Raw genomic sequence first — 22,716 nt, forward strand, 5'->3', positions numbered from 1 at the left:
CGAGCGCCCGCATATACTCAAATGAGAATAAAACGGAGGTAAACAATGACTTTACAGCAGCTTAAATACATAATTGCAATATCTTCGACAGGCTCGATGAACAAGGCTGCGGAACAGCTTTATGTTTCACAGCCGTCTCTTACTTCTTCGGTACAGGAGCTTGAAAAGGAGATAGGCATAAAGATATTCAACCGCAGCGGCAGGGGAGTTACTCTGACCAACGACGGAACTGAGTTCGTTCAGTACGCCCGTCAGGTGGTGGGACAGTTCGATGTACTTGCAGAGAAATACATCAGTAAGGGAAATGTTAAGAAGAAGTTCGGAGTTTCCACTCAGCACTATTCCTTTGCGGTAAAAGCCTTTGTGGAAATGGTCAAGGAGTTCGACACTGCGGAGTACGAGTTTGCAGTCCGCGAGACCAAGACTGCCGAGGTCATAAACGATGTTGCGACTATGAGAAGCGAGATAGGTATCATCTACCTCAATGACTTCAACCGTAAGTCTATAACAAAGCTGCTTCACTCCAACGGGCTGGAGTTCCACACGCTGACCAAGTGCAGGCCCTTTGTTTACCTCTGGAAAGGTCACCCGCTTGCAAAGGACAAAAAGATAACCTTTGAGCAGCTTGCGGACTACCCGTGTCTGCAATTTGAGCAAGGCGATAACAGCACCTTCTATCTGGCAGAAGAGTTGCTCAGTACAGCAGACTACCAGCGTACTATCAAGGCCAATGACCGTGCTACAATGCTCAATCTGATGATAGGTCTGAATGGATATACTCTGTGTTCGGGCATTATCTGCGAGGAGCTCAACGGTTCAGATTATATAGCTGTTCCCTTTGATGATGATTCCGATGAGATCATGGAGATAGGCTATATAACGCTTAAAAACGTTATACTTAGCGAGATGGCAGATATATATATTGAGGAAATAAAGTCTTATCTCAACATATAGCTTTTACCTATAGCTCCGCATAAGAGTCCTGTATTGGACAGATTATGCGGACAGGTGTATAATTAAAACATACTAAAACGATAGGAGAAGTGTTATGGCAGAAATAGTATGGCTCGGACGAGGCGGACAGGGCGCATTTACCGCAGCAAAGTTACTCGGAGCAGCCTTTACAATAAGAGATAATGAGAAATATGCACTGGCATTTCCGTCTTTTGGTCCCGAGCGACGAGGAGCTCCCGTCAGAGCCTTCACAAAGCTGGACACAAAGCCCGTTGTTGACAGAAGCCAGACTGAAAAGGCCGATTATATTGTTATCCTTGATGATACCCTGTTCGGTCCTCAGCTACTTGGACTATTGAAAGATGACGGAAAGATCATTGTAAATTCAAAAAATAACATAGAAGATGTACTCACATTTGAAGCTGAAAAAATTGCTGCTGAGTTCGGACTTCCTACTGTAAATACAGTAATGTTCGGACTTCTTGTGGGACTTTCGGGCATTGTTGCGGCAGATGAAGCAGTTGAGGCAATCAAGGGTTATATGCCTGCCAAAATACAGGAGCGCAACATAAGCGCACTTCTTAAAGCTGTGCAGGAGGTGGCAGAATGAGACCTTATATCAGAGAAAAAAAAGACTTCACATTCGATGAAGTTCCTGAGAATACATCCTTTGAAGCAGGCTATCTTACCACCGTCAACAGCGGCTGGAGAAGTATCAGACCTGTTATTGATACCGCAAAATGTGTGGGATGCGAGCAGTGCTATCTTTACTGTCCCGACGGAGTTATTTCAATAAGGGACAGAAAAGCGGAAATTGATTACGACTTCTGTAAGGGCTGCGGAATATGTGCTAAGATCTGTAAAATAAAGGCAATAGAAATGGAGGCGGAACGCAAATGAGCAAGAAATTTTTATCAGGCAATGAAGCATTTGCCGAGGGCATACGCCTTGCACGTCCCCAGGTCATATCCGCATACCCCATAACTCCCCAGACTATAGTTGTTGAGCGCCTTTCGGAAATGGTAGAGGACGGTAGTCTCAGTGCCGAATATATACACGTTGAGTCCGAGCATTCCGCACTCTCATGTGCTATCGGAGCAAGTGCCGCAGGTGCAAGAGCATTTACAGCGACCTCATCACAAGGACTTCTTTATATGGCTGAATGTCTTTATTATGCTGCCGGTGGACGCTTTCCCATTGTTATGATGAACGCCGACCGCTCCACAGCACTTCCGTGGAACATCTATGGCGATCAGCGTGACAGCCTTTCACAGCTTGACAGCGGCTGGATACAGTCCTACGCCGAAAATGCACAGGAGGCTCTTGACCTCGCACTGATGAGCTACAAGATCGCAGAGGATAAGCGTGTGCAGACCCCCTATATGGCAAATCTGGATGGCTTCGTCCTCACACATACATACGAGACTGTTGACATTCCCACACATGAACAGGCAGACAGCTTCCTGCCGCCATACGAGACAGACAACCGAATAGACTTCGATAACCCGAAAAATATGGCGTTCTCCGCAGGTCCCGATACCAACTACATCTTCAAGTACAAGGAGCACAAGGGACTTCTTGCGGCAGCTGAGGTCATCAATGAGACCGAAAAGGAATTCGCTGAGATATTCGGCAGGCAATACACAGGTCTCACCGAGAATTACCGAACAGATGACGCCGACTATATCATCGTTACACTCGGAAGTATTGCAGGTCTTTGCCGTGAAACTGCGGATAAGCTCCGCGATAGAGGTGTAAAAGCAGGCGTAGTTCGCATACGCTACATGAGACCTTTCCCGAATAAGGAGATCTCTGATGTTCTGAAAAACGTCAAGGCATATGCAGTTCTTGAAAAGGATATCAGCTTCGGTAACGAGGGTACGGTCTTCACCAATGTGAATTCCGCACTGAAAAAGGCTGGCATTGAAGTCAAGGAATACAACTTCATCGGCGGTCTGGGCGGAAGAAATATCTCAGCAGGGGACATTGAGAATATCTATACAAGTATTGCAAGGGGCACGGGAAGTGTCAATTTTATCGGAATAGGAGGCGAGGACAATGGCAAATAAGGTCGCAGAGAGCATCTCACGTGAGGAATTTTTCTACGGACACAAAGCCTGTGCAGGCTGCGGCGGAAGCCTTGCAGTAAGAGCAGCACTGAAAGTCCTCGGACCTAATGCAGTATCGGTGCTTCCCGCAGGCTGTATGTCGGCGGTGGGCTTTAACTTCCCGCAGCTTTGCTTCTCAAACAATTCCATAATCTCCACCTTCGCAGGAACAGCTTCCATGCTTACGGGAGTTGAGGCAGGTCTCCGCGCAAGAGGATACAAGGACTTTACAGCAGTAGGCTTTGCAGGTGACGGCGGTACTGCGGATATCGGCATACAGGCTCTTTCGGGAGCTATCGACCGCAATGACAACATCATTTATATATGCTACGACAATGAAGCCTACATGAACACAGGCATACAGAAAAGCGGTCTTACGCCTTTCGGTGCTAAGACTACAACCACTCCCGCAGGAAAGAACATACATGGAAATATCAGACCTAAGAAGAATATGTTTGAGATAGCTGCGGCACATGATATCCCATACGCTGCAACTGCAAGTGTTGGTTATATCTACGACTTCATACAGAAGATGCAGAAGGCTTCACAGATACAGGGAACAAAGTATATTCACGTTATCGCGCCATGTCCCACAGGATGGGGAGTTGCTCCTGATGAAACAGTTGACATCGCAAAGGAAGTAGTTGACTGTGGACTGTGGTATCTTGCCGAGTACGAAAACGGTACATTCAAGCTGAACCACAAGCCAAAGGAGTTCACAGATGTTTCGGCTTATCTTAAAAAGCAGGGGCGCTTTAAGCATCTCACAGATGAGGATATACAGATAATCACAGCCTCCCGCGATAAGAAGTGGGAGTTTATAAACAAGAATTTCGAGTTATAAAAATATCCTATAACTCATCATAATCCATTGGTATTGGACAAATACAGAAATGTGCTGTATAATATAATCATACCAAACAGATATGAAATATATGATATTGGAGGATAAATACAATGAGCAGAGATATTAACAACAAATACTGGAATGAGGAACTTGAAACCCTTCCCCGTGAGGAACTGGAGAAACGTCAGCTTGAAGATCTTAAGGAGATTGTTAAGTTTGCATACGATAATGCTCCCTACTACAAGCGCTCCTTTGATGAGGCAGGCGTTAAGCCCGAGGACATAAAGACTCTCAAGGACATTGAGAAGTTCCCGTTCATAAACAAGAAAACTCAGCGTGACACTCAGGGCGTTGGTTCATTCCTTGGAGAGCTTGCAGCTGTACCCGAAGAAGATGTAGTGTTCATTTCCACATCATCTGGTTCAACAGGTGTTCCTACAATGAGCCCCTTCACAAAGAAGGACTTTGACGAGTTTCAGGACACTGAGAGCCGTTGGTTCTGGCAGATAGGAATGAGGCCAAACGACCGTTACGTACACGCTCTTAACTTCTCACTGTACGTTGGCGGCCCCGACGTAATCGGCGCACAGAACCTCGGAGCATTATGTATCTGGGGCGGTACTCTCCCCAGCGAGAGACTTCTCTTCATCTTAAAGACATATCAGCCTACAGTTATCTGGACTTCACCTTCCTACGCATGGCAGCTGGGTGAAAAGGCACTCAAAGCAGGCTATGATCCCAAGAAGGACTTTAACATCAAGAAGATTATCGTTGCAGGTGAGCTTGGCGGCTCTATCGACGCTACAAGAAAGGCTATCGAGGACATCTGGGGAGCTGAGGTATTCGACTTCTATGGCCTCTCCGATATTTTCGGTGCCTGCGCTGCACAGTGCGACTACCATGACGGACTTCACATTGCAGAAAATCACATTCTCGTTGAGACAGTTGATATCCACACAGGCGAGGTCCTTGAACCCGGTCAGACAGGTGAGCTGGTATTTACAACTCTCCGCAAGCACGCTCGTCCTCTTATCCGCTTCAAGACAGGCGATATCGGACGCATCGACATCACACCCTGCAAATGCGGACGTACACACGGCAGGATTCATATCCTGGGCAGAAAGGACGATATGTTCATTGTTTCCGCTGTTAATGTATTCCCAAGCGATATCGAAGCAGTTATCCGTGAGCAGAGTGATCTGACAGGTGAGTACCTCATCCGTATCTTCGAGAAGGACTTCACAAGCAAATATGCTGTTGAGGTCGAGAAGGCAACAGGTGTTGACAAGGACGATGATACAGTTGCAGCAGAGGTAAGCGCAGCACTTAAAGCTCGTATCGGCGTTAAGCCTGCAAGAGTAGTTATTCATCCTGACGGCGGACTTAATACACGTTCTGAACATAAGTCAAGACGTGTTATTGACGAGAGAAATATTGACTACTCTATCTGATTATTGTATAATTGTAGGGGTCGATGCCCACATCGACCCCGTTTGTATATCATTTGCAATGTAGGGGCGCCATTTGGGCGTCCGTTCACTCCTTTAGCAAAATCGTACCGCCAAAGGCGGCCCCTACAAGCATTCTATGGAGGACGATTATGCCAAAACTTTCAAACCGTACAGCTACATTTACCGATTCCGTCATAAGACGCATGACGAGAATTTCAAATAAATACGGCGCAGTCAATCTCTCTCAGGGCTTTCCCGATTTTGAGCCGCCGAGAGAGATACTCGACCGCCTTGCAGAAGTCACACGTGAGGATTTCCACCAGTATTCCATAACATGGGGAGCTCAGAATTTCCGTGAAGCTCTTGCGGAAAAACAGTCACGCCTTATGGGAAGAAATATCGATCCCAACGGCGAAATAGTAGTCACCTGCGGAAGCACTGAAGCCATGATGGCTGCAATGATGTCCGTTACAACCCCCGGTGACAAGGTCATCGTATTTTCACCGTTTTATGAGAATTACGGTGCTGATACCATTCTCTCCGGAGCTGAGCCCATATATGTACCTCTTATACCGCCTGAGTTCAGTTTTGATGCAGATGTCCTTGAAGCTGCTTTCAAGCAGCATCCAAAGGCGCTTATACTCTGTAATCCTTCCAATCCATGCGGAAAGGTATTCACTCTCGAAGAATTGCAGATAATAGCAGACCTCGCAAAGAAATACGATACCTTCGTTATCACCGACGAGGTATACGAACATATAGTTTACGCTCCTCACAAGCACGTATATTTTGCTTCACTTCCCGATATGTGGGAGAGAACTATTTCCTGCTCGTCTTTATCCAAGACCTATTCGATCACCGGCTGGAGACTTGGTTACGTAATCGCTCCGCCTCATATAATCGACACCGTAAAAAAAGTCCACGACTTCCTTACAGTAGGAGCTGCTGCACCATTACAGGAAGCAGCTGTTACAGGCCTTCGTTTCGGTGACGATTACTACAGGTGGTTACAGGACAAGTATACAGAAAAGCGCGATCTTTTTCTTAGAGGTCTTGATCGTATAGGCATACAGCACACAGTTCCGCAGGGCGCTTATTACATACTTCTCGATATTTCGGAGTTCGGGTACAAGAGCGATCTTGTCTTCTGCGAAAAGCTGGCTGAATATGTTGGAGTGGGAGCAGTTCCGGGTTCAAGCTTCTTCAAGGAGCCAGAGAACCGCTATATTCGTTTCCACTACGCTAAGAAGAACGAGACGCTGGAAAATGCTCTTGAACGTCTTAACGACATAAGGAAGAAAATGCCGAAGGAGTGAAAGAATGAAAAAGATAGCAAGCTTTACAGTAGATCACGACAAGCTGGAAAAGGGAATGTATATCTCCCGTATCGACGGTGATGCCGTGACCTATGATATACGTATGAAGAAGCCAAACGGCGGAGATTACCTCAGCAATGGAGCCCTGCATACTTTTGAGCATTTATTTGCAACCTACGCACGTAACAGCGAGTTCTCTGAAAGTGTGATCTACGTTGGTCCGATGGGCTGCCTGACAGGTTTTTACCTTATCCTCAGAGACACGGTAACGCATGAACAGGCGATACGTCTTGTGCAGGACAGCTTCCGTTTCGTGGCAGATTTCAGCGGTAAGATACCGGGTTCTGAGCGCAGGGAGTGCGGCAACTATCTTTTGCATGACCTTGAAGGTGCAAAATCAGTTGCAAGTGATATGATTGATGTCCTGAAAGGATATACCACTGATAAATTAAATTACTGATATATCATAAAGCCGCAGGGAATAATCCATGCGGCCTTATTTTATGCTTCGGAGCATGGGGCGCTAAGCTGTAATATATTACGCTATATTGCCAGATAGTCAAGCAGAAATGCTGCAAGAAAACATATAACCATAACCTATTAGAATATATAGTCCATTCGTATTGGACAAAAACCTATCTGTATGGTATGATTAAAACATAGAAAAACATAGGAGTGATAAAAATGAGAAAGATCAGATGTATTATGAATTCTGAACGAATGCGATGTTGCTGAAAAGAATTGAAAATAAGAGGATATGAGAAAAAATATATTATGAGGTAGATAAATATGAAAAAGAAGATAAGCTTTATTTCCGTTATTGCAGCTGTTTCACTGCTTACAGGATGCAGTGCATTCAATAACAACACACAGGGAACACAGACTGATAACGAGACAAAGACAGAGGCAACAGCTGCTGATGAAACAGATGATTGCTGTAAGGATAAAGATAATGACTGCTGCAAGGACGACGTTGCTGACTGCTGCGGTGACAGTGCAGAAGCTGTCCTCGGAAAGCCCGAAAAAACAAACATAAACATAGGTTATCTCAACTCTACAGCACATCTGCTTGCATTTGTGGCACAGGAGGAGGGCTACTTCAAGGAAGAGGGCCTTAAAGTTACGCTTACACAGTTTTCAAGCGCTTCTGAACTTGTAAACGGCCTTGAATCCGATAAACTTGATGTAGCATTTATCGGCTCGGTACCGACTCTGACATTCCAGAGTCAAGGACATGAAGTTTCGATCTTCGGCGGTGCAATGACAAACGGTCACGGCTATGTTATCAAACCTGAGTTTGCTGATAAGGACGAACTTGGAGTTGAGATACTCAAGGGAAGAAATGTTGCTTCCGTAAAGAACAGTGTTCAGGACGCAGAGCTCCAGATACTTCTGAAGAACGCGCATATCGAAATAGGCGAGGGCAAGGACAAGGTGAATATAGTATACTTTGATAGCCAGAAGGACGCCTATGCAGCGCTTCTTAACAGCTCCATCGATGCAGCTTCGGCATACTCGCCATACACTTCTCTTGCCAAGTCTCAGGGCTACAAGGTGGTTTACTATTGCGCACATGAAGAGGCGTTACAGAACCAGCCCTGTTGCCGTCAGGTTGCAAAGACATCGGCATTGGACAATAATCCGAATACATTCACAGCGCTTGAACGCGCATTTATAAAGGCTTACCACTTTACACAGACCGATCATGAGAAGACGGTCAAGGACGTTAAGAAATATATCGACATAGATGAAGATTTCATTGATACAGAGGTATACGGCGGCTACAGTGTTTCAAGCCCCGATCCCGACAAGAAGGGAACTCTGACACTTAAGGATACTATTGTAGAGCTGGGATATACAGAGGATTACGATATTGAGCCTCATTATAATACAGATATCTACAAGAAGGCTCTTGAAAGCATCTTATCTGAAAATACCGATGACATCTACTCATCATTAAAGGAGCATTTTGATGACTACGAATAAAATAGAGATAAAAGATCTCACAGTAAATTATATTGAAAATAAGAGAAGCTTCAACGCTCTCCATGATGTTTCATTCGGCGTAGGAAAAGGAGAGTTCGTAAGCGTTATAGGAGCCAGCGGTTGCGGCAAATCAACTCTGCTCAGTGTCCTGGAGGGGCTTTATGCCCCTGCCGGCGGCACGGTTCAGATAGACGGTAAGGAGCTTCACGGCACAGGTACAGAGCGCGGGGTTGTTTTCCAGCACTATTCACTGTTCCCGTGGATGACCACAAGAAAGAACATCGAGTTCGGCATAAAACAGTCCCGTCACGATGTCAAGCGCAGTGAACGCGCTAAGATAGCAGACGAATTTCTCACAAAAGTCGGACTTACAGGATTCGGTAACAAATTTCCGTCACAGCTTTCGGGCGGAATGCAGCAGCGTGCGGCAATAGCCCGTGCTCTAGCCATGAATACGGAGATACTCCTTATGGATGAGCCTTTCAGCGCTATCGACGCCAAGAACCGTGTTATATTGCAGGAGCTTCTGCTTAAACTCTGGGAAGGTGACGGAACCGAGGAGCGCAAAACAGTAGTTTTTGTAACTCACGATATCGATGAAGCTATACTGCTTTCGGATAAGATCGTTGTGCTCACTGCTCATCCCGGTACAGTAAACGAGGTTGTGAATGTGCCCTTTGAGCGTCCGCGCAGACGTGAGGAATTAGTTAAGACAGACGAGTACGGCAAGTTCCGTAACAGACTGCTTTCACTTCTTTACAGTGACATTGCAGAGCGTATCGGCGGAGATGAGGTGGTATTATGACATTTAAGAAACGCTGGCTTCGTTTAACGCATCTGTTGTTTATAGCATTGCTTCTTATACAGCTTCTTCCGGACCGTTCAACAAAGGATGTATTTACAGGTTCACTTATTGCTTTTGCAGTAGGACTAGAAATAATCGTACTTGCTGTTTCAGCATTTATCAAAAAGGAAGAGGGGTTATCACTTCTCCTTGATATTACTGGATTTATATACGTAATACTTGCAATATGGTCGCTGGCTACGGCAAAGTATAACATACTGAATGATCTGCTTTTCCCGGCTCCGGGCAAGGTGATACATCAGTTCACCGAGGACAGATCGGCTATACTTACAAATATTATCAGTTCACTGGGAACTACTATAAAGGGCTTTCTGCTTGCAGCTGTTGTAGCAATACCGCTGGGACTTTTCATAGGCTGGAGCGCAAGGATTGGCGGAGCTGCCACATATATCACAAAGTTTTTCAGCTCAATTCCGCCAATAGTATATATACCATACGGAATCGCTCTTCTGCCGACATTCAAATCAGTTTCGGTATTTGTTATTTTCCTTGCAACATTCTGGCCTGTATTCGCAGGTACGATGAGCGGAGTTCTCGGAGTTGATAAGAAGATAATAGATTCGGCAAAGGTACTGAATGTAAGCAAGCCCGAAATGCTGTTCAGAGTAATACTCCCTGCATCCTTGCAGCAGATATTCCTTGGCTGCAATCAGGGGCTGAGCGTATCATTCATACTTCTTACATCTGCTGAGATGATAGGAGCACGTGACGGAATGGGATATTACGTAAAATACTACTCCGATTTCGGAGACTATACACGCACTATCACAGGACTTCTTGTAATTGGATTTGTAGTAATTGCTGTGACATTCCTGTTCAACAAGCTTCAGAACAGACTTTTAAGATGGAAAAGATGAAAAAACTCCAAAGAACTTAATGTTCTTTGGAGCTTTTTATTTTATGAGGGATCAGTATTTAACAGTTCAGTAAAACGTCTCATTGCTTCGACAGTGTTCTCTTTGCTGTTAAATGCGGTCAATCTGAACCAATGTGTGCCGTTCTCACCGAAGCCGGCCCCGGGAGTTCCTACGACTCCGGCACGTTCGAGCATAAAATCGAAGAATTCCCAGCTGTTCATGCCAAAGGGACACTCAAACCAGATATAGGGGGAGTTTATGCCGCCTGTGAAACTGATACCGGTTTGTTTCATAGTATCAGCGATGATCCTTGCATTTTCCATATAATGAGCGATCATTTTACGAGCTTCTTTCATGCCTTCCTCACTGAAAACAGCAGCGGCAGCTCGCTGAACGATATATGGAACTCCGTTGAATTTAGTGCACTGACGTCTATTCCACATTCTGTTAAGGCTCATTTCTCTGCCATCTGATGTAACAGATCTTATTGCCTTGGGAACTACAGTGTATCCGCATCTTGTGCCTGTGAAGCCTGCTGTTTTAGAAAGGGAACAGAACTCCACTGCACACTTTTCCGCACCATCTATTTCATAGATGCTGTGGGGAAGATCACTGTCTGATATGAAGCACTCATATGCGGAATCAAAAAGTATTACAGCGTCGTTTTCAAGAGCATAATCGACCCATTCACGGAGCTGTGTTCTGTTGTAGCAAGCACCTGTGGGATTGTTTGGTGAGCAGATATAGATTATATCTGCATGAACGCTTCTGTCAGGCATAGGAAGAAAGTCATTTTCGGCAGTTCCGTTGATAAAGACGATATTCCTGCCGTTCATTGTATTTGTGTCAACATAGACAGGATAAACAGGATCAGGTATCATTACGGTATTCTCTTTTGAAAAAAGGTCAGTGATATTGCCGGTGTCTGACTTGGCACCGTCGGAAACAAATATTTCATCTGTGTCGAGTGAGACACCGAATGTACTGTAATGTGCCTGTATAGCTTCACGAAGGAAGTCATAGCCCTGTTCGGGACCGTATCCGCGGAAGCTTTCAGCCCTGCCCATTTCATCAGCAGCCGTGTGAATAGCTTCAACCACCGTTTTACCGAGAGGAAGGGTAACATCACCGATACCGAGTCGTATCACTGTTCTGTCCGGGCATTTCTGATGAAATGCTGCAACTCTTTTTGCTACCTCACTGAAGAGGTAGCTCTCTTTTAAATCCAGAAAGTTTTCATTAAACTTAGCCATAGTAATATTCTCCGTCAAAAGTAAATTCTGCAGGACCTGTCATGTAGATGTGACCGTCCTCCATATTCCATTCTATTATGAGCTGACCGCCCAGAAGGTCAACTTTCACAGCCTCGTGGGGACTGATACCGTTCAGGCATGCTGCAGCAACTGTTGCACAGGTTCCCGTTCCGCAGGCGAGAGTTTCACCTGTACCGCGTTCCCATACGCGCATTTTCAGATGAGTCGGCGACAGAACGTTCACGAACTCTATATTAGCCTTATGCGGGAAGTGATTGTCCTTCTCGAACACACTTCCGAAGCGTTCAACGTCAAAAAGACTTACGTCATCGTTTATGAAAGTAACTGCATGAGGATTGCCCATTGAAACACAAGTGAACGTGAAGTCTCTGCCGTGTGCTGACAGACTAAGATCTTTAACAGGGGAAGCATTAGCGATAACAGGTATTTCAGTTGCTTCGGTTATAGGAGCTCCCATATCTACCGTCAGAGTTCGCGCTGTGTCATTTTCGTCTGTATTTACGGTTATAAACTTTATACCCGCAAGAGTCTCAATGGCTATCTGCTTTTTATGGATAATATTTCTGTCATATACGTACTTTGCGACACAGCGTATAGCATTACCGCACATCTCCGACTCGCTGCCGTCAGGATTGAACATTCGCATACAACAGTCAGCGTTCTGACTTGGAGTGATCAGTACAAGACCGTCTGAGCCTATACCGAAATGCCTGTCACTGATTTTGCGTGCCAGTTCTGCGGGAGCTGATACTGTCTCATCAAAGCAGTTGATGTAAACATAATCGTTGCCGCACCCCTGCATTTTTGTGAACTTCATGTTATCACACTCCGAAAAGCAGCTTATCGTAGGCAGGGAAGGGATAATAGTCCTCTGCTGTCATTGTTTCAGCCTTATCAGCTGCGCTGCGGAGCTTATCCATTGCAGGGAGCATTGTGTCGCGTACATACACTGAAGCAGGCATGATCTCACTGATGGACTTCAGCTTTGCAACTGCTGCTTCAAGCTCTGAAGTTGCGATGTCCATTTCATCGATGAGTTCAGAAAGCTGGGTTACAAGCTTTGTCTCGTATTTGCAGGCGACCTTTGATATGCTTTTCTTTGCAGATACTGCTGCGGCAGTATCTGCGGCAAACTTAGCAACAGCGGGGATTATCTCCTTACGGGCCATATCTGTCATGGTAACAGCCTCAATGTTAACGGTTTTGATGTAATTTTCAAGCATTATATCACGGCGTGAGAAGATCTCGGCTTCAGTGAAAATGCCATGGGATGTGAGCATATCAACATTTTTCTTGTCGCAGATATGCGGCATAGCGTCGGCAGTTGTTTTAAGGTTGAGAAGACCGCGGCGTTCAGCCTCTTCTATCCAAGCATCATCGTAGCCGTTGCCGTTGAAGATAATGCGTTTGTGTTCTTTAATTGTCTTTCTGATAAGGTCGTGGAGAGATTTATTGAAGTTCTTTGCCTTTTCAAGTTTATCTGCGAACTGCTTCAGTTCCTCTGCAACAGCAGCGTTGAGATGGATATTTGCGCAGGAGATACTGTTTGAAGAACCAAGCATACGAAACTCGAATTTATTGCCTGTGAATGCAAATGGTGAGGTGCGGTTACGGTCGGTAGTATCCTTGCTGAACTGAGGAAGTACGTCTACGCCCAGCTTCATTTTTTCCTTTGCGGTTCCGCCGTAGGGCTTATCAGCTTCGATAGCATCAAGGACAGCTGTGAGTTCGTCACCGAGGAATATGGATATAACAGCAGGCGGAGCTTCATTCGCACCGAGTCGGTGGTCGTTTCCTGCGGTAGCAACTGAAAGTCGGAGCAGATCCTGATAGTCATCAACTGCTTTGATAACAGCTGCAAGGAAGAGTAGGAACTGAGCATTTTCAGCAGGTGTTTCGCCGGGTGAGAGAAGGTTTTCTCCTGTATCGGTGGATATTGACCAGTTGTTGTGTTTACCTGAGCCGTTTACGCCGGCGAAAGGCTTCTCATGGAGCAGACAAACAAGATTGTGTCTGAGTGCGACTTTCTGCATTACCTCCATTGTAAGCTGGTTGTGGTCGGCAGCTATATTGGTCGTATCGTAGATGGGAGCAAGCTCATGCTGTGCGGGAGCGACTTCGTTATGCTTTGTCTTGGCGAGTATTCCGAGCTTCCAAAGCTCACGGTCCAGGTCAGCCATATATTCGGCAACACGTGGTTTGATAGAACCAAAATAATGATCGTCCATTTCCTGACCTTTGGGAGGCATAGCTCCGAAGAGGGTGCGTCCGCACATGATAAGATCCTTGCGCTTTTTCCACATATCACGGTCAACAAGGAAATATTCCTGTTCGGGACCGACTGAGGTCTTTACGCTTTTTACCTTGTCGTTGCCGAAAAGTCTGAGTATGCGAAGAGCCTGCTTGTTTATCGCCTCCATGGAGCGGAGGAGCGGGACTTTCTTGTCAAGTGCTTCACCTGTATATGAGCAGAATGCTGTCGGAATGTAAAGTGTACCATCTTTGATAAAAGCATATGAGGTAGGATCCCATGCTGTGTAGCCGCGAGCTTCAAATGTAGCTCGGAGTCCGCCCGAAGGGAAGGAAGAAGCATCTGGCTCGCCTTTTACAAGCTCCTTGCCCGAGAATTCCATGATAACCCTTCCGTCAGGTGCAGGTGAGATGAAGCTGTCGTGTTTTTCTGCTGTAACTCCGGTCATCGGCTGGAACCAGTGGGTATAATGAGTTGCTCCTTTTTCGATAGCCCAGTCCTTCATTGCAGCTGCAACTGCGTTAGCAACGGATATATCAAGGGGAGTACCTCTGTCTATAGTGCGTTTCAGAGAGCGGTAGACCTTTTCGGAAAGCGTTGCTTTCATTATCCTGTCATCAAATACCATTGAACCGAAATATTCTGTTACCTTTTCCATAATTATTCTCCTTTTTTATTGAGCGAAGCTCTTATAAAATCCGCAAAAAGCTTGTGTGGCTTGTTGGGACGCGATTTGAATTCGGGGTGGAACTGTACTCCGACAAACCACGGATGATCGGGGAGTTCAACTATCTCAACCAGTTTTTCGTCAGGGGAAAGTCCTGCGATATGAAGTCCGTTTGATGTGAGTATCTTGCGGTATGCGTTGTTGAATTCATAGCGGTGACGATGACGTTCATAGATCAGCTCATCGCCGTAGATACTATGGCATCTGGAATCTTCACTGAGCTTGCAGGGATAAAGACCGAGACGCATAGTTCCGCCTTTTTCCGAGATGTTTTTCTGCTCGTCCATAATGTCGATAACCGGATTGGGTGTATCTCCGAACTCTGCTGAATCCGCATCGCTGAGACCGCAGACATTTCTTGCAAACTCTATTACAGACATCTGCATACCGAGACAAATGCCAAAGAACGGTACACTGTTCTCACGGGCATAGCGGATAGTTTCTATCATACCTTCCACACCTCTGTGACCGAAGCCGCCGGGGACGATGAGTCCGCTGCATTCCGAGAATACTTCTGCAGCATTTTCAGCGGTCACATTTTCGGAATCTATCCACTTTATTTCAACGGCCGCGTCGTTGACGATACCGCCGTGACGGAGAGCTTCAGCAACTGAGAGATAAGCGTCGTGAAGCTCAATATACTTGCCGACAAGTCCGATAGTGACCTGTTTGTGTGCGTTTTCTGCACGCTGGACCATATTTGTCCATTCAGTAAGATCGGGAGCGTTGTCTGCAATCCCAATGTGACGGCAGACTGAATGTGCAAGTCCCTCGTTTTCGAGCCATAACGGAACCTCATACAGAGAGGGAGCTGTCAGGTTCTGGATAACGTCCTCCTTGCGGATATTACAGAAAAGAGCGATCTTTTCAGCCATATCATCGGGGATGCGTTTTTCTGTGCGGCATACGATTATATCCGGCTGTATACCAATCGAAAGGAGCTCCTTGGTGGAGTGCTGTGTCGGTTTGGATTTAAGCTCTTCCGAGCCTGTGATGTAAGGAACAAGGGTAACGTGTATGTAGCATACATTTTCGCGTCCCTGTTCTGTACCTACCTGACGTATTGCCTCAAGGAAAGGTGTAGATTCGATGTCTCCGACAGTACCACCGATCTCAGTGATAACGATGTCAGCATTTGCTTCATTGGCTGCACTGTAAACTCTGTCCTTGATCTCATTGGTGATATGAGGGATAACCTGTACAGTACCGCCGAGATAATCTCCGCGGCGTTCCTTTGTAATAACGTTCCAGTATATTTTGCCTGTGGTAACATTTGAGTGTACTGAAAGATTTTCGTCAACGAAGCGCTCGTAATGTCCGAGGTCGAGATCGGTCTCGGCGCCGTCGTCAGTAACAAAAACTTCACCATGCTGGAAAGGGGACATAGTTCCCGGATCAACGTTGATATAAGGATCAAATTTCTGTATTGTTACCTTATAGCCGCGCTGTTTGAGAAGCCGTCCCAGAGAAGCTGCCGTGATACCCTTGCCGAGTCCTGAAACGACTCCGCCTGTAACAAAAATGAACTTTGACATTTGCATATGCTCCTTGAAATACATTTATGATAAAGGCAGTCTGCGGAAATCGGGAGATTTTTAGTTTATTATTATTGTTCCGCAGACGCCCTTGTCAGCATCTTCAGCTGAAAAGAATACAGTAAAAAATCAAAGGGGTGTACAATGCACCGAAATATCAGTACATCATACACCCCTTTGTGTATGGAATTAGCGCCACAAACCAAAAAAAGAGCTACGGATCCCATATCCGCAGCTTCTTTGCTGTTTATAATGTCATTATATTCCTTTAATAAGTTTTTGTCAAGGGGATTTTTGAAATTTGACGTATCATACATTTTGAACAAGCAGTTAGCAGAAAATAACTGTAAAATATTCACGAAAGAGATAAAACTCCTGCATTACCTATTGACATTTCCGCTTTGAAGTGCTAATATTAAAACAAGAACAATGACGTTTCAGCAGGCTATCTGTCTGTTGAGACGTCTTTTTATTTTACGGTACGGATCAATGGCACTTCGTATCGGAAAGGCGAGTGAAAGATATGGACAATTTCAGAAACGAAGCTCCATACGAGCAGCAGGGGCTTTACGATCCAAGATTTGAACATGATAACTGCGGTATAGGTGCAGTTGTGAACATCAAGGGCGAGCAGTCAAGATACGTTGTTGACAGCGCACTCACAATAGTTGAAAAGCTTGAACATCGTGCAGGTAAGGACGCTGAGGGCAAGACAGGCGACGGTGTAGGTATACTTGTACAGATGCCATACAGCTTCTTTATAAGCGAAGCTCAAAAGCTTGGTCATAACGTCGGCGGTGAGGGAGACTTCGGTGTTGGAATGTTCTTTTTCCCTCAGAATGAGATGAAGCGCGGACAGGCTATGAAGCTTTTTGAACTTATCATAAAAAAGAACGGAATGGAGTTCGTTTGCTGGCGTGAGGTTCCGGTATCTGCCGGTATTCTCGGTCAGAAAGCACATGATAGTATGCCTTTTATCATGCAGGCTTTTGTAAAGCGTCCTGATAAGTGTTCAAAGGGTCTGGATTTTGACCGCAGACTCTTTATTGCAAGACGCGAATTTGAGCATTCCAATGAGAACACTTATGTCTGCTCGCTTTCAAGCCGTACCATCGTTTACAAGGGAATGTTCCTTGTTGACGAGCTGAGAAAGTTCTACACAGACCTGCAAAGCGAGGACTTTAAATCAGCGATCGCTACGGTTCATTCCCGCTTTTCTACCAATACGAATCCCAGCTGGCAGAAGGCTCATCCAAACCGTTTTATTGTCCACAACGGAGAGATCAATACAATAACAGGCAACGCAGATAAAATGCTTGCGCGTGAGGAGAGCATGACCTGCGAGGCACTTAAAAACGATATGTATAAGATACTGCCTGCAATAAACGTAAATGGTTCGGATTCCGCAAGACTTGACAATGCTCTTGAATTCATGGTTATGTCAGGTATGCCGCTGCCTCTGGCAGTTATGATTACTATTCCCGAGCCATGGAAGAATGACAAAACCATTTCCAAGTCAAAGTATGACCTCTATCAGTATTATGCTACAATGATGGAGCCATGGGACGGTCCTGCGTCTATTATCTTTTCCGACGGCGATATTATGGGAGCCGTACTTGACAGGAACGGTCTTCGTCCTTCGCGTTACTGTGTGACAAGTGACGGTTTTCTTATACTCTCTTCTGAGACAGGCTGTATCGATATTCCTGCTGAAAAGATAGTAAAAAAAGATCGTCTCCGTCCCGGAAAAATGCTTCTTGCTGATACAAAACAGGGACGTATTATCGAGGACGACGAAATCAAATCCACATATGCTTCACGTCAGCCTTACGGAGAGTGGCTCGATGCAAATCTTGTACGTCTTCATGATTTGCATATTCCAAATAAAGGCATTGAGACTTACTCATCAGACGAGCTTGCCAGACTGCAAAAGGCATTTGGCTACTCTTATGAGGATATACGCACAAGTATACTTCCCATGGCCGAAAAAGGAGCAGAGCCGATTGCTTCTATGGGAAGTGATATTCCACTGCCGCCACTGGATAAGCAGTCACCACCTCTTTTCAACTATTTCCGTCAGCTTTTCGCTCAGGTAACAAATCCTCCTTTTGATGCTATACGTGAGGAGATCGTTACCGATACAAGCGTTTATATAGGCAAGGACGGAAATATCCTTGAGGAATGTCCTGAGAACTGCCATGTTCTGAAGATAGAAAAACCGATACTCACCGAGACAGATATGCTCAAGATAAAGGCTCTGAACAGAGATGGACTGAAAAGTGCCGTTATTCCTATCACATACTACATCGGTACATCTCTTGAAAAAGCAGTGGAGCGGCTGTTTATAGAAGCAGATAAGGCTTATCGCGACGGTGCTTCTATTCTTATACTTTCCGACAGAGGCGTGGATGAATTCCATTGTCCTATACCATCGCTTCTGGCTGTTTCAGCACTTCAGCAGCATCTTGTTTCTACGAAAAAACGTACAGCGGTTGCAATGATCCTTGAGTCCGCAGAACCCCGTGAGGTACATCATTTTGCAGCGCTTCTCGGTTATGGAGCCTGTGCTGTAAATCCCTACCTTGCTCATGAGACGATACGTTCCCTCATTGAGGACGGAACACTTGATAAGGACTTCTATGCCGCTGAGGATGATTACAATTCCGCAATCCTCCATGGCATTGTAAAGATAGCTTCCAAAATGGGAATCTCCACTATCCAGTCCTATCAGGGCAGCAAGCTCTTTGAAGCTGTGGGCATTTCACGAGAGCTTATTGACAGTTATTTTTCGGGAACTGTCAGCCGTATCGGAGGAATAGGTCTTTCAGATATAAGCAGACGTACCGAAAAGCTTCATACAGCGGCATTTGATCCGCTCGGACTTAATGTGAACGAAAATATAACAAGTTCAGGCAGCCATAAGCTTCGCAGCGGTAAGTCCGATCATCTGTATACTCCCGAGACTATACATCTGCTCCAGCAGGCGGCATGGACATGCAGCTATGATACATTCAAGGCTTACACCGCAGCTATCACGCGTGAGGATAATGAGCTCACACTCCGCAGTCTGCTTGACTTCAATTATCCCAAAGACGGTGGTATTCCCCTTGATGAGGTCGAACCTGTCGAGAGCATCTGCAAGCGCTTCAAGACAGGAGCAATGTCATACGGCTCTATTTCACAGGAGGCACATGAGTGTATGGCTGTGGCTATGAACAGTATTGGCGGTAAGTCCAACAGCGGTGAGGGCGGTGAAAGTCCCGAACGATTGAAATCGGACAGATGTTCAGCTATCAAACAGGTGGCTTCGGGACGATTCGGCGTTACAAGCGAATATCTTGTTTCAGCACAGGAGATACAGATCAAAATGGCTCAGGGTGCAAAGCCCGGCGAAGGCGGTCATCTGCCCTCAGGAAAGGTTTATCCGTGGATCGCAAAGACACGCCATTCCACAGCAGGCGTCGGACTCATCTCACCTCCGCCGCATCATGATATATATTCAATAGAAGACCTTGCACAGCTTATTTATGATCTCAAGAACGCCAATGACAAGGCACGTATCTCAGTAAAGCTTGTATCGGAAGCAGGCGTTGGAACAGTTGCGGCCGGTGTTGCCAAAGCAGGCGCACAGGTTATACTGATTTCAGGCTATGACGGCGGTACGGGTGCTGCTCCGAAAAGCTCAATATACAATGCAGGCCTTCCCTGGGAACTGGGACTTGCCGAGGCTCATCAGACACTTATGATAAATGGTCTTCGTTCAAGAGTACGCATAGAGACGGACGGAAAGCTCATGACAGGCCGAGATGTTCTTGTAGCTGCCTTACTTGGTGCTGAGGAATTCGGTTTTGCAACTGCTCCTCTGGTAACTATGGGCTGTGTGATGATGAGAGTATGCAATCTTGATACCTGTCCCATGGGTATAGCTACACAGAATCCCGAGCTCCGCAAGCGCTTCAGCGGCAAGCCTGAGTATATCGTTAACTTTATGCATTTTATTGCACAGGAGCTTCGTGAGTATATGGCAAAGCTCGGAATACGCACGGTTGATGAACTTGTAGGACGCAGTGATCTGCTGAAAACAAAGAGGGATTCATCTATAGATTTTATAAATATTCTTTCAAAATGTGACAATAATGAAAAAACACACTTTGATCCCGCAGATATTTTTGATTTTGAGCTTGACAACACCATAGACCGACGTGTTATAATTAAGAAGCTGGGAACTGCTCTGAAGAGCGGCTCACCTAAGAGCATATCCATTGATGTCGTTAATACGGACCGTGCTGTGGGAACTCTTACAGGTGCGGAGATAACACGTATCCACGGCGAAAACGTTCTTGCTGACGATACTTATACTGTAAAGTGTACAGGCAGCGGCGGACAGTCCTTCGGTGCATTCATTCCAAAAGGACTTACTCTCGAACTCTGCGGCGACAGTAATGATTATTTCGGCAAGGGACTTTCGGGCGGCAGACTTGTACTCTACCCGCCTAAGGATTCAGCCTTCAGGGCTGACGAGAATATCATCGTCGGAAATGTTGCTCTCTACGGTGCAACTTCGGGCAAGGCATTTATCAGCGGCATTGCAGGTGAGCGTTTCTGCGTAAGAAATTCAGGAGCTATTGCGGTTTGCGAGGGCGTGGGCGATCACGGCTGTGAGTATATGACAGGCGGCCGTGCAGTTATCCTCGGCAGTACAGGCAAGAATTTCGCCGCAGGTATGTCTGGTGGAATCGCATATGTTCTGGATGAAAATCACGATCTCTACACACGTCTTAACAAGGCTCTCGTATCACTTGAATCCGTCGGTAACGATGAAGATATAGCAGAACTGAAAGAGATCATAACCGAGCACGCAGAGGCTACAGGTTCGCAGAAGGCAAAGCTTATACTTGCTGAGTTTGAGCGTTATCTGCCCTGCTTCAAGAAGATAATCCCTCATGATTATGCAAAGATACGAAATACAGTAAATGCTCTTGAAAAGTCGGGAGTTTCACATGAACAGGCTGAAATTGAAGCTTTTGAGCTTATCAGAAAGGAGGCGTGAGCTATGGGAAAAGCAACAGGATTTCTTGAATATACAAGAACAGAATCAATGGCAAAGGAGCCGCTTGAGCGCATAAAGGACTTCAATGAGTTTCACGTTCCGCTCAGCGATGAACAGCGTAAGGAACAGGCGTCACGCTGTATGGACTGCGGAGTGCCGTTTTGTCAGAATGGAAAAATGCTCTGCGGAATGGTATCGGGCTGTCCGCTTAATAATCTTGTCCCAGAATGGAACGATCTTATTTATCACGGACAGAAGGAACAGGCACTTGAGCGTCTGCTTATGACCAACAATTTTCCCGAGTTTACGTCGAGAGTGTGTCCGGCCCTGTGTGAAAAGGCGTGTATATGCGGAGTTTACGACAGTCCCGTGACAGTTAAGGAGAATGAAAATTCCATAATAGAATACGGCTTTGAAAGCGGGATCATCAAACCTCAGCCTCCAGCTGTAAGAAGCGGAAAGCGAGTAGCCGTTATCGGTTCCGGACCTTCCGGACTTGCGGCAGCTGATACACTCAACAGACGCGGACACAGCGTTACGGTATTTGAGCGCTCAGATCGTGTTGGCGGACTTCTGATGTATGGAATCCCGAATATGAAGCTTGAAAAGCATATTATCGAGCGCCGTGCAGCGCTCATGAGAGCTGAGGGCGTAGAGTTTGCTGTAAATTCAAATGTTGGTGAGAACATCAGCGCTGAAAATATACTGGACAGCTTCGATGCTGTCGTGCTTGCCTGCGGTTCGTCAAACCCTCGTGATATCAAGGCAGAAGGTCGTGATGCGGAGGGAATATACTTTGCTGTTGACTTCCTCAGAGCTACAACGAAAAGTCTGCTTGATTCCGGACTTTCCGATGGCAGTTATATTTCTGCCGAGGGGAAAAATGTTGTGATAATAGGCGGCGGCGATACAGGTAACGACTGTGTCGGAACTTCGGTCCGCCATGGCTGCAAATCAGTCACACAGCTTGAAATGATGCCTAAGCTTCCTGATGAGAGGGCGGAGAACAATCCTTTTCCGCAGTATCCGAGAGTATGCAAGACTGACTACGGTCAGGAAGAGGCCATAGCGGTATTCGGCAATGATCCGCGTATCTATTGCACTACTGTGAAGGAGTTTATCAAGGATGAAAACGGTAAATTATCGGCTGTGAGAACTGTCAAGCTTGAGTTTGTACAGGACGAGGCCAGCGGCAGAAGAGTTCCGCGCGAGATTGCTGGAAGCGAGGAGACTCTTCCTTGTGAGCTCTGTCTTATCGCAGCAGGCTTTCTTGGCTGTCAGAGCTATGTTTCTGAGGCTTTCGGAGTTGAACTGGATCAGCGTACAAATGTTAAAACTGCTCCGAATTGTCACAGGACAAATGCGGAAAAGGTATTTACCGCAGGAGATATGCATATCGGACAGTCGCTGGTAGTTCGTGCTATTCGTGAAGGAAGGGACGCAGCAGCAGAGGTGGACGAGTACCTTATGGGTTATACTAATTTGAGATAAAGGA

17 protein-coding genes are annotated in these 22,716 nt (G+C 46.0%); 13 read left to right on the forward strand and 4 right to left on the reverse strand.

The window, feature by feature from the left end; translation table 11 throughout:
- The first annotated feature begins 45 nt into the window (after positions 1 to 45).
- The 11 genes from RF007C_RS07765 to RF007C_RS07815 all read left to right on the forward strand — a co-directional run bounded on the left by RF007C_RS07765 (position 46) and on the right by RF007C_RS07815 (position 10,384).
- Positions 46 to 954, forward strand: coding sequence for a LysR family transcriptional regulator (locus tag RF007C_RS07765; protein ID WP_037298885.1), 909 nt, complete (start codon positions 46 to 48; stop codon positions 952 to 954).
- Positions 955 to 1,048: 94 nt separating this feature from the next.
- Positions 1,049 to 1,564, forward strand: coding sequence for a 2-oxoacid:acceptor oxidoreductase family protein (locus RF007C_RS07770; protein ID WP_037298887.1), 516 nt, complete (start codon positions 1,049 to 1,051; stop codon positions 1,562 to 1,564).
- The gene (locus RF007C_RS07775) at positions 1,561 to 1,854 is read left to right on the forward strand and encodes a 4Fe-4S binding protein (RefSeq protein ID WP_037298889.1); all 294 of its coding nucleotides are present in this window, start codon (positions 1,561 to 1,563) and stop codon (positions 1,852 to 1,854) included. The genes RF007C_RS07770 and RF007C_RS07775 overlap by 4 nt, the downstream gene beginning before the upstream one ends.
- A complete protein-coding gene (locus tag RF007C_RS07780) occupies positions 1,851 to 3,023 on the forward strand; it encodes a transketolase C-terminal domain-containing protein (RefSeq protein ID WP_037298890.1) in 1,173 nt (390 codons plus the stop codon). The genes RF007C_RS07775 and RF007C_RS07780 overlap by 4 nt, the downstream gene beginning before the upstream one ends.
- On the forward strand, positions 3,013 to 3,906 hold the full coding sequence (locus RF007C_RS07785) for a thiamine pyrophosphate-dependent enzyme (protein WP_037298893.1): 894 nt from the start codon (positions 3,013 to 3,015) through the stop codon (positions 3,904 to 3,906). Before RF007C_RS07780 ends, RF007C_RS07785 begins: the two co-directional genes overlap by 11 nt.
- Positions 3,907 to 4,019: 113 nt before the next feature.
- Positions 4,020 to 5,360 carry a phenylacetate--CoA ligase family protein gene (locus RF007C_RS07790; protein ID WP_019678534.1) on the forward strand — a complete coding sequence of 447 codons (1,341 nt, stop codon included), beginning with the start codon at positions 4,020 to 4,022 and terminating at the stop codon, positions 5,358 to 5,360.
- A gap of 149 nt (positions 5,361 to 5,509) precedes the next feature.
- On the forward strand, positions 5,510 to 6,676 hold the full coding sequence (locus tag RF007C_RS07795) for a pyridoxal phosphate-dependent aminotransferase (protein WP_037298896.1): 1,167 nt from the start codon (positions 5,510 to 5,512) through the stop codon (positions 6,674 to 6,676).
- 4 nt (positions 6,677 to 6,680) lie between these two features.
- On the forward strand, positions 6,681 to 7,136 hold the full coding sequence (locus tag RF007C_RS07800; protein ID WP_019678536.1) for an S-ribosylhomocysteine lyase: 456 nt from the start codon (positions 6,681 to 6,683) through the stop codon (positions 7,134 to 7,136).
- A gap of 329 nt (positions 7,137 to 7,465) precedes the next feature.
- Positions 7,466 to 8,662 carry an ABC transporter substrate-binding protein gene (locus RF007C_RS07805; protein ID WP_037298899.1) on the forward strand — a complete coding sequence of 399 codons (1,197 nt, stop codon included), beginning with the start codon at positions 7,466 to 7,468 and terminating at the stop codon, positions 8,660 to 8,662.
- On the forward strand, positions 8,649 to 9,467 hold the full coding sequence (locus RF007C_RS07810) for an ABC transporter ATP-binding protein (RefSeq protein ID WP_019678537.1): 819 nt from the start codon (positions 8,649 to 8,651) through the stop codon (positions 9,465 to 9,467). The genes RF007C_RS07805 and RF007C_RS07810 overlap by 14 nt, the downstream gene beginning before the upstream one ends.
- Positions 9,464 to 10,384 carry an ABC transporter permease gene (locus RF007C_RS07815; RefSeq protein ID WP_019678538.1) on the forward strand — a complete coding sequence of 307 codons (921 nt, stop codon included), beginning with the start codon at positions 9,464 to 9,466 and terminating at the stop codon, positions 10,382 to 10,384. The genes RF007C_RS07810 and RF007C_RS07815 overlap by 4 nt, the downstream gene beginning before the upstream one ends.
- Positions 10,385 to 10,425: 41 nt before the next feature.
- On the opposite strand, the gene RF007C_RS07820 is transcribed toward RF007C_RS07815, so the two are convergent.
- From RF007C_RS07820 to RF007C_RS07835, 4 genes are read right to left on the reverse strand one after another with little or no spacing between them, the layout of a single operon-like run.
- Positions 10,426 to 11,637, reverse strand: coding sequence for an LL-diaminopimelate aminotransferase (locus RF007C_RS07820; protein ID WP_037298902.1), 1,212 nt, complete (start codon positions 11,635 to 11,637; stop codon positions 10,426 to 10,428).
- Positions 11,630 to 12,475, reverse strand: coding sequence for a diaminopimelate epimerase (dapF, locus tag RF007C_RS07825; protein ID WP_037298905.1), 846 nt, complete (start codon positions 12,473 to 12,475; stop codon positions 11,630 to 11,632). Before dapF ends, RF007C_RS07820 begins: the two co-directional genes overlap by 8 nt.
- A 4-nt stretch (positions 12,476 to 12,479) precedes the next feature.
- Positions 12,480 to 14,567: a glutamine synthetase III gene (locus RF007C_RS07830; RefSeq protein WP_037298909.1), complete on the reverse strand. Its 2,088-nt coding sequence runs from the start codon at positions 14,565 to 14,567 to the stop codon at positions 12,480 to 12,482.
- 2 nt (positions 14,568 to 14,569) lie between these two features.
- The gene (locus RF007C_RS07835) at positions 14,570 to 16,171 is read right to left on the reverse strand and encodes a CTP synthase (RefSeq protein ID WP_037298912.1); all 1,602 of its coding nucleotides are present in this window, start codon (positions 16,169 to 16,171) and stop codon (positions 14,570 to 14,572) included.
- 523 nt (positions 16,172 to 16,694) lie between these two features.
- Between RF007C_RS07835 and gltB the strand changes: the two genes are divergently transcribed.
- Positions 16,695 to 21,221, forward strand: coding sequence for a glutamate synthase large subunit (gltB, locus tag RF007C_RS07845; RefSeq protein WP_037298918.1), 4,527 nt, complete (start codon positions 16,695 to 16,697; stop codon positions 21,219 to 21,221).
- A gap of 3 nt (positions 21,222 to 21,224) precedes the next feature.
- The gene (locus RF007C_RS07850) at positions 21,225 to 22,712 is read left to right on the forward strand and encodes a glutamate synthase subunit beta (RefSeq protein ID WP_037298921.1); all 1,488 of its coding nucleotides are present in this window, start codon (positions 21,225 to 21,227) and stop codon (positions 22,710 to 22,712) included.
- The last annotated feature ends 4 nt before the right edge of the window (positions 22,713 to 22,716 follow it).

Origin of the sequence: Ruminococcus flavefaciens 007c (assembly GCF_000571935.1) — a bacterium.
Lineage (GTDB): Bacteria > Bacillota > Clostridia > Oscillospirales > Ruminococcaceae > Ruminococcus > Ruminococcus flavefaciens_F.

Excerpts from the sequence above, each read along its gene's own strand:
- RF007C_RS07765 (WP_037298885.1), top strand. The coding sequence starts at position 46 with ATGACTTTACAGCAGCTTAAATACATAATTGCAATATCTTCGACAGGC.
- RF007C_RS07770 (WP_037298887.1), top strand. The coding sequence starts at position 1,049 with ATGGCAGAAATAGTATGGCTCGGACGAGGCGGACAGGGCGCATTTACC.
- RF007C_RS07775 (WP_037298889.1), top strand. The coding sequence starts at position 1,561 with ATGAGACCTTATATCAGAGAAAAAAAAGACTTCACATTCGATGAAGTT.
- RF007C_RS07780 (WP_037298890.1), top strand. The coding sequence starts at position 1,851 with ATGAGCAAGAAATTTTTATCAGGCAATGAAGCATTTGCCGAGGGCATA.
- RF007C_RS07785 (WP_037298893.1), top strand. The coding sequence starts at position 3,013 with ATGGCAAATAAGGTCGCAGAGAGCATCTCACGTGAGGAATTTTTCTAC.
- RF007C_RS07790 (WP_019678534.1), top strand. The coding sequence starts at position 4,020 with ATGAGCAGAGATATTAACAACAAATACTGGAATGAGGAACTTGAAACC.
- RF007C_RS07795 (WP_037298896.1), top strand. The coding sequence starts at position 5,510 with ATGCCAAAACTTTCAAACCGTACAGCTACATTTACCGATTCCGTCATA.
- RF007C_RS07800 (WP_019678536.1), top strand. The coding sequence starts at position 6,681 with ATGAAAAAGATAGCAAGCTTTACAGTAGATCACGACAAGCTGGAAAAG.
- RF007C_RS07805 (WP_037298899.1), top strand. The coding sequence starts at position 7,466 with ATGAAAAAGAAGATAAGCTTTATTTCCGTTATTGCAGCTGTTTCACTG.
- RF007C_RS07810 (WP_019678537.1), top strand. The coding sequence starts at position 8,649 with ATGACTACGAATAAAATAGAGATAAAAGATCTCACAGTAAATTATATT.
- RF007C_RS07815 (WP_019678538.1), top strand. The coding sequence starts at position 9,464 with ATGACATTTAAGAAACGCTGGCTTCGTTTAACGCATCTGTTGTTTATA.
- RF007C_RS07820 (WP_037298902.1), bottom strand. The coding sequence starts at position 11,637 with ATGGCTAAGTTTAATGAAAACTTTCTGGATTTAAAAGAGAGCTACCTC.
- dapF (WP_037298905.1), bottom strand. The coding sequence starts at position 12,475 with ATGAAGTTCACAAAAATGCAGGGGTGCGGCAACGATTATGTTTACATC.
- RF007C_RS07830 (WP_037298909.1), bottom strand. The coding sequence starts at position 14,567 with ATGGAAAAGGTAACAGAATATTTCGGTTCAATGGTATTTGATGACAGG.
- RF007C_RS07835 (WP_037298912.1), bottom strand. The coding sequence starts at position 16,171 with ATGTCAAAGTTCATTTTTGTTACAGGCGGAGTCGTTTCAGGACTCGGC.
- gltB (WP_037298918.1), top strand. The coding sequence starts at position 16,695 with ATGGACAATTTCAGAAACGAAGCTCCATACGAGCAGCAGGGGCTTTAC.
- RF007C_RS07850 (WP_037298921.1), top strand. The coding sequence starts at position 21,225 with ATGGGAAAAGCAACAGGATTTCTTGAATATACAAGAACAGAATCAATG.